This window comes from Pseudomonas baetica, assembly GCF_051216495.1.
GTDB classification, from domain to species: Bacteria; Pseudomonadota; Gammaproteobacteria; order Pseudomonadales; family Pseudomonadaceae; genus Aquipseudomonas; species Aquipseudomonas baetica_B.
In genome coordinates this window covers 1-14,360 of sequence record NZ_JBPKAM010000026.1, presented here as the reverse complement: position 1 = coordinate 14,360, position 14,360 = coordinate 1, and the positions used below count along the sequence as shown (strand labels likewise).

Annotated in this window: 8 protein-coding genes; 6 read left to right on the top strand and 2 right to left on the bottom strand. The window is 59.1% G+C overall.

All coding sequences use genetic code 11. From position 1 onward, the window contains the following. The first annotated feature begins 71 nt into the window (after window positions 1-71). Window positions 72-2,471, top strand: a complete 2,400-nt coding sequence (locus ACSFE6_RS11940) for an AAA family ATPase (RefSeq protein ID WP_435427793.1) — start codon at window positions 72-74, stop codon at window positions 2,469-2,471. After that, window positions 2,434-3,369, top strand: a complete 936-nt coding sequence (locus tag ACSFE6_RS11935) for an HNH endonuclease (protein WP_435427792.1) — start codon at window positions 2,434-2,436, stop codon at window positions 3,367-3,369. Before ACSFE6_RS11940 ends, ACSFE6_RS11935 begins: the two co-directional genes overlap by 38 nt. Window positions 3,370-3,411: 42 nt before the next feature. Here the strand turns inward: ACSFE6_RS11935 and ACSFE6_RS11930 are convergent, their stop codons facing one another. Continuing rightward, window positions 3,412-4,971, bottom strand: coding sequence for a diguanylate cyclase (locus tag ACSFE6_RS11930; RefSeq protein ID WP_435427791.1), 1,560 nt, complete (start codon window positions 4,969-4,971; stop codon window positions 3,412-3,414). A gap of 145 nt (window positions 4,972-5,116) precedes the next feature. Here ACSFE6_RS11930 and ACSFE6_RS11925 point away from each other — a divergent pair, with 145 nt between their 5' ends. After that, window positions 5,117-6,844 carry a monovalent cation:proton antiporter-2 (CPA2) family protein gene (locus ACSFE6_RS11925; protein ID WP_435427790.1) on the top strand — a complete coding sequence of 576 codons (1,728 nt, stop codon included), beginning with the start codon at window positions 5,117-5,119 and terminating at the stop codon, window positions 6,842-6,844. 37 nt (window positions 6,845-6,881) lie between these two features. Here the strand turns inward: ACSFE6_RS11925 and cax are convergent, their stop codons facing one another. Beyond that, window positions 6,882-7,955, bottom strand: coding sequence for a calcium/proton exchanger (gene cax / locus ACSFE6_RS11920; RefSeq protein ID WP_435427789.1), 1,074 nt, complete (start codon window positions 7,953-7,955; stop codon window positions 6,882-6,884). Window positions 7,956-8,275: 320 nt separating this feature from the next. Between cax and ACSFE6_RS11915 the strand changes: the two genes are divergently transcribed. Genes ACSFE6_RS11915 through ACSFE6_RS11905 form a run of 3 tightly spaced genes read left to right on the top strand, consistent with a single transcriptional unit; the run spans window position 8,276 to window position 13,984 of the window. Then, on the top strand, window positions 8,276-9,367 hold the full coding sequence (locus ACSFE6_RS11915; protein WP_435427788.1) for an efflux RND transporter periplasmic adaptor subunit: 1,092 nt from the start codon (window positions 8,276-8,278) through the stop codon (window positions 9,365-9,367). Further along, a complete protein-coding gene (locus ACSFE6_RS11910; protein ID WP_435427787.1) occupies window positions 9,364-12,561 on the top strand; it encodes an efflux RND transporter permease subunit in 3,198 nt (1,065 codons plus the stop codon). The genes ACSFE6_RS11915 and ACSFE6_RS11910 overlap by 4 nt, the downstream gene beginning before the upstream one ends. Before the next feature lies 1 nt (window position 12,562). Continuing rightward, the gene (locus ACSFE6_RS11905; RefSeq protein ID WP_435427786.1) at window positions 12,563-13,984 is read left to right on the top strand and encodes an efflux transporter outer membrane subunit; all 1,422 of its coding nucleotides are present in this window, start codon (window positions 12,563-12,565) and stop codon (window positions 13,982-13,984) included. Window positions 13,985-14,360 lie beyond the last annotated feature (376 nt).

Sequence of the window (14,360 nt, the reverse complement as noted above, 5' to 3'; positions counted from 1 at the left end):
TAATACTTGTCATCTTCTGATTTGATGCTACAAAACCATCCGACTGCTCAACATTTTAAAGGAACGAAAAAATGCTGACGTTCGATAGAAGCAAGGTGCCGCCACCGAGCGTATTTACCAGCAAAGAAGCCTCTCAGTATCGGCGTCTGCTCAGGGAGTACTTCAGTAAATCGTCAGAACAAATCTCGCAAACCCGAGTCTCCCGCAAACTGCTATCGCTAGATGAACCGAGCACGCACCGGGCTCTGAACCATTTGTTTCATGGCAAATGTGCATTTTGTGAAGCATCCACCAAGGTTCAACCCTACCGCTTTCGGCCTGCAGCGGAGGCAACCCCACCGACATCGGGTGAAAACGCGCACCTTTATTACACCTGGCTCGCGGACGCTTGGGACAACATTTACCCCATTTGCGTGAGCTGCGTGCCAAAGGAGCCCTTTTTCTTTCCGGTCAAGGGGCGGAGGGCAAGAATTCCGGATGAGGCGGACATCGACCAGTTCGTGAAACAGGGTAATGGTCTTTGGCTGAAGTATCCGCCTTCCGAAAAGCCTCTATTGCTTGATCCCTGCGCGCTGAAAGATTTCGCTCCGTTACTGCATGTTCAGCTAGATGGACGAATGGAGGGACTCACGGAAAGCGGTTCCATCACGATTGAGAATTACAACCTTAACGCGGAAAAACGCGTGAAGCAGCGCCGGCTGATCTATGAAAAACGCCTGGACGAACTAATCCGCAATTGTGGGCCGGGTGAAAAGACAGCGAAAACATGGAGGCAGGTGATCCCCTTGTTTGAATTTGAAAGGCTGGAGTTTGGCGGCACCTGGTATTTACTATTGCGGCGACTTGCGCTGGAAATAGGCTCACATGGTAGTTCCCACCTTGTCTTATCAAAAGCACGTATTCGCAGGTTCTATCATCGCCTTTGGGAGTCAGAGGGCGCAGTCGAGAAACTGGAACAAGCCAGAGCCACACTTATTCGAGACGATAAGGTCGGGCTGAAGGTGAAGATTGCCGTACCTAAACCTCGACAAGGTCGAGCACGATTGATCAGTGTTGAAATAAAAAACTTCAAGGCACTTGAAGACCTTAGTTTTCAACTCCCGCCCGCCGATCAAGGGCAGGCACAACTTGATAACCCCTCGCAAATCGCCACGCCTTCCCTGCTGATACTGGGTGAAAATGCGGCAGGAAAAAGTTCGATCCTTGAAGCCATCGCGCTCGCGATGTCACACGATGCTGCGCGAACCGAACTAGCGCTGGATCCTAAAAGCTTCATTCTCAGGCCTGAATTCATGGGCGGCAGCGAGCAGGACCGACGGGAGTCCGCGACCGTGTCGCTGAAGTTCGACGACGGCAGCTCCCATGTCCTCAGCATTGGCCAGAAAGGCTTTGTCGATAGCCGGCACACCAAAGGTTTCGAAATGCCTGGTGTCTTTGCGTATGGCGCCTTCCGGCAATACCTGACAAAACAACGAAGTTATAGTCCGGCTAAATACGTGAAGAATTTGCTGCGTTCCGATGTGGTGCTTTCCAACCCGGAAAAATGGCTACTGAGTCTCAACCCGCCAACCTTCTCGATGGTCGTGCGGGCGCTAAGGGATGTATTGAGTATCGAGGGCGATTTTGATGTGATCTGGCGCAATCCCGAAAGAACCAAATGCCATATCGTCACCTCGATCATGAGCAGTGACATCGAGGAAAAGTGGGGCAAAACCCCTTTGGATGTTGCATCGTCCGGATTCAGGACTGTGCTTGCTACGATCTGTGACATTTTCCAGGGTTTAATGGACCCCAGAGTCAATCAGGACTTCGAGAGCCTGAGTACTGCACGAGCGGTGGTGCTGATCGATGAGGTCGAGGCCCACCTCCATCCCCGCTGGAAAATGAACATCATGCGCGGCCTCAGAAATGCCTTGCCGAATGTCACGTTCATTGCAACAACCCATGACCCTCTTTGCCTGCGCGCCATGGCCGACAATGAAGTACTGGTATTGCAACGCGCGGCATCAAAACAACCACCCCAAACGGCAAGAAAATCGAAAAGAGCACCCATGCTGCCGATGAAAGTCGAGCGTCTGGAGCACCTGCCGGCCACCTCGAACCTGACAATCGAACAACTACTGACGTCTGACTTTTTTCAGCTTTTTTCAGCGGACGCACCGGAAATCGACCGACAGTTCGCCGGCATCGCTGCTCTTCTGGCGGCTCAACGCCTGGAGCCCATCACCGATCCAGAAAAAATCCAGTTGTTGCGTACCTTCGAGAGCAGCATCGCCTCCGTTCTGCCGATTGGAACGTCAGAAGGACAGCGCCTTGTACAAGAGGTAGTGGCCGAGTTCCTCAAGGAACGAAGGACTGCGTCGGATGAAACGCTTCAACGCATGAGAAACGAGTCGAAAGCCAGAATCATGAGTTTATTGCGAGGTATCAACCATGCGCAAAGTCGACCGCTCGACCGTGAGTCGCCCTGACATTCTTGAGTCACTGGATGGCGGAATAAGGGAACTCGACGAGGTTCGTGCCCATTGGGCCCAACAGAAGCCGGGCAGCTTTGCATTCAGCCTCTACAAACACGATGAGGTGAAACAGAAACTGCATCAGCTTTTCCATGGAAAATGCGCTTACTGCGAGACGTTTTACTCCGCAAACGGGCCTGTAGATGTCGAGCACTATCGCCCCAAAGGCGCGGTGGCTGAGGATCCTAAGCATCCAGGTTACTGGTGGCTGGCCATGAAGTGGGAAAACCTGCTGCCAAGCTGCATCGATTGCAATCGAAAACGCCGACAGAAACGGGTGGGCGATAGCACGACCCTTGAGCAACTGTGGGAAAGCACCACCAACGAAACACTGCTCACAGTGACTTCGGGCAAAAAGGACAGTTTTCCGGTAGCCGGCACTTACCTTGCACCTGAGAACTGCGACTTTACGGCAGAGCAGCCTCTGCTGTTGAACCCATGTGACGACGACCCATCACAGTTTCTGCGGTTCAATGTGGAGCAGCAATTGTTTCCGGCGCTCGTTGTGCCCAAAGACACTCCTGACGGGTTGCGACGTGGCGAGTGCTCGATTCGGACGTATGGACTTAACCGTCTTGGCCTTGTCCAGGACAGAACCCGGATCCTGCGGCAGCTGGAATTCATGGCGGACACGATCATTGAATTAACCGCCATTGCTGATGAACTCCAAGACATGCTGAACACTGCAGATTTTAACTGGCCCGAGCGGTTGAAAGTGTTGCCATCCAGAATTTGCGAATTGAGGGATCGGACAGTCGACGAAATCGGCGTAATGGCACAGCCGAATGCCCCCTACTCCACCATGGTGAGCGAATGGTTGCTTGCCTTTGAAAAACGGCTATCGGCCAATTAATTGATCTGCCAGAGCGGACCTCTAACAACGGCGCTCAAACCCTTAAGCCTCCACCCGGTTCCGTCCGCTTTTCTTGGCCTCGTAAAGACACTCGTCCGCCTGCTTCAGTACATCTGATACAGGCGGCCCCTCGGGTACCCACTGGGCCATGCCAATGGAAACGGTGACACTCCCGACCTTTTCGATCCTGGTGATTTCCACCCTGGCACGCAAGCGCTCGGCGACGTCGATTGCGTTGGCTATGGTTGTATTCGGTAACAGCACCGTAAACTCCTCCCCTCCGGTACGACAGGTCAGATCACCGTCTCGCGAGCACTGCTTGAGTACATCAGCCACCACTTCTAGCGCGACGTCACCGGAGTCATGACCAAAGGTGTCGTTGACCGTTTTGAAATGATCGATGTCCAGCGCCATCACGCAGAACGGCGTACGCGACCGCTCCAGCACGAGCAACGCCGCATCCATTGCCCGGCGATTCGCCAGGCCGGTCAACGGGTCGCTTTGCACTTGACGGTTGAGGTGGCCGAGTTTTTCCTGGACCAGCGCCACACCTGTCGATAGCGCACGACGCAGATGCGCAGCTTCGATGTACCAGGCACGCACCGATTTGATTCGCACGGGGCTATCGGTGGCATCCATTTGCCTCGCCACGTTCGCCAATTGCCGCAACGGCCGGGTCACCCACTTTGTCGCCCACCCGATGATCACGAAACCGAGCAGGCACACGGGAAGGATCAGGATGACGGTTTTTCCGATCAGGGCGTCGAGTGGTTCAAGAGTTGCCTCAAGCGATTTCGCGCAGATAACCCCCCAGCGACTGTCGGGCACCCAGGCATAACCCGATAGCATCGCATTACCCTTGTCGTCGACGCTTTCCATGGCTCCCCCGCCGCCGCCCAAAACCGCGTCTATCGCCGTGTCGCGCCCCAGCACCTGGCCAATGCGGTCCTGATTGGAGTGATAGAGCAACCGACGGTTGCTGTCCACCACGTACACCTGAACATCGACATTGTTGAAATGATTGCTGATCAGGGTATGCAGGATGCTTTGCTTTTGCAGGTAAACCGAGCCGCCCACCGCCCCCAGGTACTGCCCGTTCAAATCGAGAATGGGCTGGGATACGAAGATCACCAGATTGCCGATCTCGGAGACGAACGCCGAGCTGGTCATCGGTCGACGCCCATGCAGTGCCTGAACGATGCCTTCGGTGCGGAAGGTTCGCCCCTTGATATGCAGGCCTTGGGGTGAAGCCTCCAGGACTTTCCCGGTGGCATCGAATATCGCCACCGAGTTGAAGCTCGAATCCTGCCGTTGCAGGCGATCCGCCTCGCTCTTCAATAACGCTGCGTTGTGAAATTGACCGGCCAGCAGATCGGCACTGTAGGCCAGGTGCTCATGGCCGTTCCTGAGAAGTTCGTCGATGCTGGACGCCACTTTCGTCGCATAGGCACGATTGGTCTGCAGGGCCGAGTCGATCAACTCCTGTCTCTGGTCCTGATATACGACATAAAGGCTACTCACCAGCGTGATCAGCGCAGTCAGCAACGTAAACAACAGGATCAAGCGTCGCAGGTCGATCCTGGTCAATGACTTCACGCTCATGATTGGCGGGTCCGAAGTGCCACATCAGCACAGTGTAGTTGCACGGGTGCATTGCACAGCGTCGGGGAGCAACCGATTGCTGCCGCAATGACTATACTCCGCTCGCGTCTCGGTCCGAGGCGGCAGACAGCACGGAGGAGCACAGATGCCAAACGATGGAAGCCTGCTCCAGGCAACGGTTGTCTTCCTGCTGGCGGTGGTGCTGCTGGTACCGCTCGCCCAGCGCGTGAACCTGGGCGCCGTTCCCGGCTACCTGCTGGTCGGGGTGCTCATCGGTCCTTCGGTGCTGGGCTTGATCGGCAACTCCGAGAATGTCAGCCGGCTTTCGGAAATGGGTGTGGTGTTGCTGCTGTTCGTTATCGGACTTGAGCTTTCGCCGCGCAAGTTATGGATGATGAAGCGCTTGTTGTTCGGCGTAGGGCTGCTCCAGGTGGTGCTCACCGGGGCGATTTTCGCGGCGATTGCGTACTTCGCGTTTGCCCAGGCGCTCCAGGCATCCATCGTGCTCGGATTGGCCCTGGCCCTGTCGTCCACCGCCTTCGGCCTGCAAATCCTGGCCGAACGCAAGGAACTGGGCCGGCCCCACGGTCGCATGGCGGTGGCCATTCTGCTGTTTCAGGATATCGCTGCCATTCCCCTGATCGCCGTGATCCCGTTGCTGGGCAGTGTCGATGCCGACCAGGCGCAAGGCGGTGAGTTGCGTCAACTGCTGACGGTCCTGGGCGGCATTGGCGCGATCATTGTCGGTGGGCGTTTTCTGTTGCGACCGGTGTTCGGCTGGGCAGTGTCCCCGGGCCTGCGCGAGCTGTCCACGGCGGTTGCCTTGCTGTGCGTGCTGGGGACGGCCTGGGTGATGGAACATGCCGGCGTCTCCATGGCCTTGGGCGCCTTCCTTGCCGGGTTGCTGATGGCGGAATCGCCGTTTCGCCACGAGCTGGAGTCGCAAATCGAACCGTTCAAGGGACTGCTGCTCGGGCTGTTTTTCGTTGGCGTGGGCATGACCGCGGACTTGCGTTTGCTGTTTGGCGCGCCTTGGCTGGTCTTGGGGCTAACGGTATTGCTGGTGGTACTCAAATTGCCACTTTTGTACGGTCTGGGGCGGCTCACGGGCGGATTGAATCGGGCTGACGCGCTGCGTCTTGGCGTAGTCCTGGCCTCCGGCGGTGAATTTGCCTTCGTGGTGTTCAAACTGGCCCTGGGCCATCGTTTGCTGGATCAATCGGTCCACGATCTGCTGGTACTCGTTATCACACTGTCGATGGCCATGGTTCCCCTGCTGATGATTGCGTTGTCGCCGTTGATGCGCGAAGCGCCCACTGAATCGAACGGACCGCAAACCCCGCCAGACATTAGCGACGAGCCCAAAGTGGTGATTGCCGGCATGGGGCGAATGGGCCGCGTCATCGCGCGCATGCTGCAAGCCCGGGGCATCTCGATGGTTGCCCTGGACACCTCGATACAGGCACTCAAACAACAGGGCGCGTCAGGGCCTCTACCCGTTTATTACGGTGATCCCACCCGACCGGAAATTCTCCACGCCGCCAAGGTCGAAACGGCGCAACTGGTCATCGTCGCGACCGACGACCCGCAGATCAACCTCGAAACCGTCCGCACAATCGCCCGGCTCTACCCAGGGGTTAAGGTGATCGCGCGGGCCCGCGACCGGCAGGAGGCCCTGAAGTTGATGGCCGCGGGCGCGCGCCCGATACGCGAAACCTTTCATTCCAGCCTGGAAATTACCCGCCGCGCCTTGCTGATGCTGGGCGAAAGCGAGGACGAGGCCGATGTGTGGACCCGCGATTATCGAAAGCAGGACGAAGAAGAGCTGACCCATCGGCACCGCGATGAGGGTGATGCATCCCGTCAAAAATAGGGTTGGGTTGGATCAATCGGTGTTGTCCTGCCGGACGCTATCGGACGATCGCATCAGGGGTAAAAAAGAAGGCAAGCCCCAGAATCAGGTAGACAGCCAGCAGTTGTACGCCCTTGAGCCAATCCGATCGTCCATCGCCAGCGACCTGACCTGTAATCAGCACCGCGAGCAGCACACTGAGCACCAAACCGCCGGAAAAGGCCAGGTCCATGGGCGCGGGCCCGAGCGCCTGGCTGGCCAACACCAGAACCGGAGCCACCAGCAAGGCCACCTGGACGCTGGAGCCGATGGCGATCGACATCGCAAGATCCATGCGATCTTTCATGGCGGCCGAGATCGCCGACGCATGTTCGGCGGCATTGCCGAGGATCGCCACGACAAAAACACCGACGAACAGGTTGCTCAGACCCAGTTGACGTGCGCTCGGCTCGATGGCCCCCACCAGGATTTCGCTGACCCAGGCAATCAACACCGTCGCCGCACCCAGCACCAGCAACGCCTTGCCCACTGACCAGGGACGCGGTTGATCCAGGCTTTGTTCGAGAGCGGCGTGCCCGGAAAACAGGCTTTTGTGGGTCACCAGTGAATACAACAGGAACAAACCGTAGACCAGTAGCAGAGCCAGCGAAATGTACAGGCTCAACGCCTGCAGCCCCTGTGGATTGCGGGGAGCTATGACGGCGTTGTAGGCGGCCGGCAGGATGAGCGCGATGGCGGCCAGGGTCAGCAGGGTGGCCTGGGAGCGAGCCCCTGAAATGTTGTATTGCTGTTCGTGATGGCGAAGGCCGCCGGCCAACATGGCGGCGCCCAGTACCAGCAGCATATTGCCGACGATGGACCCGACGATGGACGCCTTGACCACATCGTAGAGCCCCGCTCGCAACGCACTCAGCGCAATGATCAGTTCGGTGGCGTTGCCGAATGTCGCGTTGAGCAATCCCCCTACCCCTTCCCCGGAGCGCTCCGCCAATTGCTCGGTTGCCCGACCGAGCCACCCAGCCAGCGGCACGATGGCCAAGGCCGCCGCCAGGAAAACCAATAGATGGAGTTCTTGCGCAACGTGTTCCAGGACAATGGCGATAGGGACAAAGACCAGCATCCAGTTGAGCATCGGTGTCGCTCCTAACACGGGTGCAAAATGAGAAAAGCCGTGGATGTCGGGTAAGAATGGACCAGCCCCGATGGCTCGTCCAACGACGCAATCAAACGAGTGCGCTGCGATGCCGCACCTGTTGGTTAGCGTTGCGGGGAGATCGTGTCTACGCTTCTGTTCGAGCCACTTTACGGAGCAAGGGCATGGGTGCGAACAGAAACGTTGTCAGAAGGCTCGTAGGCTTGCCAATTGCCTTTGTGCTGGGGGTTTCGAGTCTGCTAGGTGGCTGTGACAAAGAGCCTGTATCGCCTGCCCGTAAACCGCCTGATGTAACCGTCATGACCGTCACCGCCCGTGATACCCCGGTGACCTTCGAATTCGTCGCCCAGACCCAGAGCTCCCGCGAAGTGGAAATCCGCGCCCGTGTCGCTGGCTTCCTGGACAAGCGGCTCTACACCGAAGGCGAACTGGTGAAAGCCGGACAAACGTTGTTCCAGATGGATCGCAAACCCTTTGAAGCTGCACTCTTGTCCGCTCAGGGCCAACTGGCCCAGCAGCAGGCACGCTGGGAAGTGGCGAAGGCGGCGCTGGCCCGTGTCCGTCCACTGGCAGCGCAGAACGCGGTCAGCAAGATGGACCTGGATAATGCCGTCGGCGAAGAACGTGAAACCCGTGCCGCCGTGCTGGCGGCAGAGGGGGTGGTGCGCAATGCACAGCTCAATCTCAGCTACACCACCATCAGCTCGCCCCTCACCGGGCTCTCCAGCTACGCGAAAAAACAGGATGGCAGTTACGTCACACCGGGCGAATCGGGACTGCTGACGTCGGTGTCGCAGATGGATCCGATGTACGTCAACTTCAGTCTCTCGGAAAACGAAACGCTCAAATACCGGGACGAGGTCACTGCCGGGCGGCTCAAATTCCCACCCAGCAGCGATTTTATCGTCGAAGTAGTCTTGGCCGATGGCTCCGTGTTCCCTGAACACGGCAAGGTGAACTTCCTCGCACCGTCATTCAGCCAGGACACCGGGACCTTTCTGGTGCGGGCGGAGTTGGCCAACCCCAAAGGGCTGCTGCGTCCCGGCCAGTTCGTAAAGGCGCTGGCCAAGGGGGCTACCCGGCCGAATGCGATTCTGGTCCCGCAAAAAGCCGTGCTTGAGGGGGCCAAGAGCCATTTTGTCTGGGTGCTCAACGCCGAGGGCAAGCCCGAGCAACGGGTGGTCGACGTGGGTGAATGGCAAGGTGATAACTGGTTCATCAGCAAGGGCCTGAAAGCCGGTGAGCGCATCGTGGTGGATGGCGCCATCAGGGTTACGCCCGGAGGGCCACTGAACATCATCCAAGCGGCCGGCGCCACGCCGGCAGCCAGCCCGGCCGGCGAAACGGTCAAGGCAGGTTCAACCGGAGCAACGGAAGGGAAAGCGCCATGAGCATTTCCCACTATTGCATTGACCGGCCCATTTTCGCTTCGGTGATTTCCATCGTCATCACATTGGCCGGTGCCGTGGCCATGCTTTCACTGCCGGTAGCCCAATACCCGGACATCACGCCGCCGCAAATCACTGTCGCGGCGACGTACCCGGGCGCCGACGCGCAGGTAGTGGCCAATAACGTGGCGGCGCCCATCGAACAGCAGGTCAATGGCGCCGACAACATGATCTACATGAACTCGTCGAGTTCCGCGACGGGCAACATGACCCTCAACGTGTTCTTCGAAATTGGCACCGATCCGTCCCTGGCCCAGGTCGACGTGCAGAACCGCGTCAACCTGGCCTTGCCGCAACTGCCCTCCGCCGTGCAGAGCCAGGGCATTCAGGTGCAGAAGAAGTCCTCGGCGTTCATGATGGTCCTGGCGGTGTATTCCGCCGGTGATCGCTACGACAGCACCTACGTCGCCAACTACGCCAACCTCTACATTCTGGATGCGATCAAGCGCATTCCCGGTGCCAACCAGGCCAGTATCTTCGGCACGCCCGACTACGCCATGCGCATCTGGCTCAAGCCTGATCGCATGGCCCAACTGGGCATCACCGCCGCCGACGTGCAGAAGGCCGTGGCCAATCAAAACCAGCAGTTTGCGGTCGGTCGCGTCGGACAATCCCCCACCGGGCAAGCCGTTGAACAGTCGTTCGCCGTCACCACCAAGGGGCGTCTGACCGAGCCTGTTGAGTTCGACAACATCATCCTGCGGGCCAGCAACGACGGGGCCGCCATCGTGCGCCTCAAGGATGTCGGGCGCGCTGAGCTGGGGCAAAAGGACTACTCGCTGCGCAGCACCTATCAAGGCAAACCGGCGACCTTGATTGCGGTGTACCAACAACCCGGCGCCAACGCCCTCGACGTTTCCGCGGCGGTCACCAAGACCCTGTCCGACATGAAGGCGACCTTTCCCGAGGGCATCGAATACAAGATCGTGATGGACACGACCGCCTTTACCCGCGCGTCGATTTCCGAGGTGATCCATACCTTCTTCGAAGCCCTGGTGCTGGTGGTCATCGTGGTGTTCCTGTTCCTGCAGAGCCTGCGCGCCACGTTGATTCCAGTGATCGCGGTGCCGGTGTCCATCGTCGGCACCTTCATCGGCATGACGGCACTGGGTTTCTCGGTGAACATGCTGACGCTGTTCGGCATGGTGCTGGCCATTGGCATCGTGGTGGACGACGCGATCGTGGTGATCGAAAACGTCGAACGCAACATGCACGTGCACAAGATGAACCCCAAGGACGCGGCAAAGCGAGCCATGGATGAGGTGGCCGGGCCCGTGGTGGCCATCGTGCTGGTGCTGTGCGCGGTGTTCATCCCTGTGGCGTTCATGGGCGGCATCACCGGTCAGCTTTACAAACAGTTTGCGATCACCATCGCCATTTCCGTGGTCATCTCCGGCCTGGTGGCCCTGACCTTGTCCCCGGCACTGGCGGCCCTGCTGCTCAAGCCCCAGCACGGCGATAAAAACGCCTTTTTCCGCTGGTTCGAACGCAGTTTCGAGCGCATGACCGAGGGCTACTCCAACGCGGTGGCCTTGTTGATCAAGCGTTTTGTGGTGGCATTGCTGTTGTTTGGCGGGATGATCGTGCTGATCGTATTGATGGCGGGACGCATACCCAGTGCCTTCCTACCGCCGGAGGACCAGGGCTACCTGCTGGGGGCCATCATCATGCCCGATGCCGCGAGCCTGGATCGCACCGGCGAGGTCGGTGCCGTGGCCAGCGATTTCTTCATGAACGATCCGTCCGTGGAGGGCGTGGCGATCGTCAACGGCTATAGCCTGCTCGACAGCCAGAACAAGAACAACGCCGGCGCCTTTTTCGTCGGCTTCAAGGATTTCGAGGGGCGCTACAAGGACTCGGACACCATCAAGGAACAGAGCGCCCCGGCGGTCATCCAGAAAGCCGCTCATGCGTTTTCCACGGTCCAGGGCGGGGTCATTCTACCGGTGAACCCGCCCTCCATTCCCGGCCTGGGCACCACAGGCGGCATGGAGGTCTGGGTGCAGAGCAAGGGCGATGCGAGCATGGACCAACTGGGGGAAATGGTCGGCGCCCTGCTGGCCAAGGCCAAGGAGCGCCCGGAACTCGGTGCGATCACCTCGACCTTCAATGTGCATTCGCGCCAGTTGATGGTCGACGTGGACCGGGAAAAGGCCGAGACCCTGGGCGTGCCGGTAGAGGACGTCTATAGCGCCATGCAGACCATGTTCGGCTCGCTGTACGTCTCGCAATTCAACAAATTCAGTCGCCTGTGGCAGGTCATCCTGCAGGCTGAACCGTCCTATCGCCTGAAGGCCGAAGACCTGGAACAGATCTATGTGCGCAGCAGGAACCTGGGCATGGTGCCGCTCAAGGCGGTGCTGACCACCCGCTACGTCACCGGACCGGACCTGCTGACCCGTTTCAATAACTTCCCTGCGGTCAAGCTCACGGCCAACGCTGCACCCGGCTACAGTTCCGGCCAGGCGCTGGCGGCCCTGGAGGAAATCAGCGCTGAAATCATGACCAACGACTACGCGCTGGCCCTGAGCGGTGAAGCCTTCGAGGAGAAAAAGAGCGGCGGCGCCTCGTCACAGGTGTTCATCTTCGGCCTGGTGATGGTGTTCCTGATCCTCGCGGCCCAGTACGAGAAATGGTCGCTGCCCGTCGGCGTGCTGCTGGCAGTGCCCTTTGCGCTGTTCGGTGCCTTGCTCGCGGTCTTGCTGCGGGGCTTGAGCAATGACGTGTACTTCCAGATCGGCCTGACGATGCTGGTGGCACTGGCGGCCAAAAACGCCATTCTGATCTTCGAGTTCGCTGTTCTGAACCGGGAAAACGGCATGTCGGCCTACGATGCAGCGATGACGGCAGCCAAAGAGCGCTTGCGACCTATCGTGATGACCTCCCTGGCGTTCATCCTCGGTTGTGTGCCGCTGGCGATTGCAGTCGGCGCGTCCGAGAACAGTCGTCACTCCATCGGTACCGGGGTAATCGGCGGGATGCTGGCGGCCACCGTGATCGCCGTCTTCTTCATTCCCATGTTCTATTTTCTGATCGAGCGGATGTTTGGGGAAAAGGATGAAGCCCAACGGCCTGTTCAAACACCCTCGGCACAGATCCCCGACGGCGCGGCGCAAAACCGCCACGAGGGAGACTGAGATGCGTAAGTCCCCTCTTCCGCTGCTGTTGTGCCTGGGCTTGGTCGGTTGCATGGTGGGGCCGGATTACCAGCCCCCACAAATCGATACCCCCGCCGCTTATCGCTATGCCGACAAGGAAGCCAAGGACCTTTCCAACACGCTGTGGTGGGAGCAATTCCAGGACCCGGTGCTCAATGAGTTGATCCACATCGCGCTGCAAGAGAACAAGGACATCAAGATTGCCGCTGCCCGGGTGGAGCAATTCCAGGGTCGCTACGGCGAAACCCGTTCCCTGCTGTTTCCCCAGGTCGGGCTCAGTACGCAAGCTGGGCGCAGCCGCTCTCCACGGGACAACGGCCCGGTCCCCCTGGATTCGTCCGTCGATCCGGTGTTCAACAACTATCAGGCCTTGCTCAATGTGACCTGGGAGCTGGATATCTGGGGCCGCCTGCGCCGCCTCAACGAATCGGCCCGGGCCGATCTGCTGGCATCGGAGGAAGGTCGCCGCAGCGTCCTGTTGAGTCTGGTGTCCTCGGTGGCATCGAGTTACGTGACGCTGCGTGATCTTGACCGGGAGCTGGAAATTGCCCGCACCACCGCCAAGGTGCGCGGCGATTCCTACGAGATCTTCAAACTGCGCTACGGTGCCGGCACCATCTCCGAAATGGAATTGGCGCAAAACCAGTCCGAGTATGAACGAACCCTGGCGGCGGTTGCGCAATTCGAACCCTTGGTCGCGCAACAGGAAAACGCGCTGGCCGTCCTGCTGGGTCGCAATCCGGGGCCGATCATTCGTGGGCGTGACTTGGGCGAACTGGTGCTGCCAACGGTGCCCGCCGGCCTGCCTTCGGACTTGCTGGAACGGCGACCGGATCTGCGTCAAGCCGAGTTGAACCTGATTTCGGCCAACGCCCTGATCGGCGCCGCCAAGGCTCAATACTTCCCGACGATTTCCCTGACAGGGGTGCTGGGATCGGTGAGCAACCAACTTTCGGATCTGTTCACCGGCCCCGCTGCCACCTGGTCCTATGGCGTTGCCGGCAGCATGCCGATCTTCACGGCTGGCGGCATCGCCGGGCAAGTGCAACAGGCCGAAGCGTTCCAACAACAAACCTTGCTGATTTACCAGCAGGCGATTCAATCGGCCTTCAGGGATGTCGAAGATGCCCTGATCGCGTCAAGCAAATCCCGCGACCAGATGCTCTATCAAGGCAGGCAGGTCGAGGCGCTGAGCACTTATGCGCGATTCGCCCGGTTGCGGTATGACAATGGCTACACCGACTACATCGAGGTGCTGGATGCCGAACGCAGCCTTTTCGATGCCGAGCTGAATTACACCCGTACCCGCGCCCTGGTGTTCACGTCCATGATCAATCTGTACAAGGCAACGGGTGGTGGCTGGGTGAGCAAGGCGGATGAGTTGACGGTGTCTGGAAAATAGCTGTGTCGGTATTCGAGCCTGTGGTTTTGGTTCGCTGGCAGGTGTACATATCCGATTCTTCGGTAATGGCCACTGGCGGTTCCGCTCTTACAGCGGGTTACTTGGAAAAGCGCCAAGTAACCAAGCGCTCTTGCCCCACCACTCGGTGCCTCGCCTAGGCTCGGCATGCCCTCACTCCGGCATTGCTCCGTGGGCCGCCGCGACGGGCCATCGTGGTTTAACGGGGCGCCCAGATCCAAAACCAAAGAGAGGCGGCCTGAGCTGAAATGCACGCGTCCTCCTGTAGGGGGGGGGGGGGGGGGGGGGGGGGGGGGGGGGGGGGGGGGGTGGGGGGGGGGGGGGGGGGGGTGGGGGGTGTTCTTTGTCGTTGTGCCTT

What these genes read in the sequence shown, in the direction of transcription:
- ACSFE6_RS11910 (WP_435427787.1), top strand. Translation starts at nt 9,364, where the DNA reads ATGAGCATTTCCCACTATTGCATTGACCGGCCCATTTTCGCTTCGGTG.
- ACSFE6_RS11905 (WP_435427786.1), top strand. Translation starts at nt 12,563, where the DNA reads ATGCGTAAGTCCCCTCTTCCGCTGCTGTTGTGCCTGGGCTTGGTCGGT.
- cax (WP_435427789.1), bottom strand. Translation starts at nt 7,955, where the DNA reads ATGCTCAACTGGATGCTGGTCTTTGTCCCTATCGCCATTGTCCTGGAA.
- ACSFE6_RS11930 (WP_435427791.1), bottom strand. Translation starts at nt 4,971, where the DNA reads ATGAGCGTGAAGTCATTGACCAGGATCGACCTGCGACGCTTGATCCTG.
- ACSFE6_RS11940 (WP_435427793.1), top strand. Translation starts at nt 72, where the DNA reads ATGCTGACGTTCGATAGAAGCAAGGTGCCGCCACCGAGCGTATTTACC.
- ACSFE6_RS11925 (WP_435427790.1), top strand. Translation starts at nt 5,117, where the DNA reads ATGCCAAACGATGGAAGCCTGCTCCAGGCAACGGTTGTCTTCCTGCTG.
- ACSFE6_RS11915 (WP_435427788.1), top strand. Translation starts at nt 8,276, where the DNA reads ATGACCGTCACCGCCCGTGATACCCCGGTGACCTTCGAATTCGTCGCC.
- ACSFE6_RS11935 (WP_435427792.1), top strand. Translation starts at nt 2,434, where the DNA reads ATGCGCAAAGTCGACCGCTCGACCGTGAGTCGCCCTGACATTCTTGAG.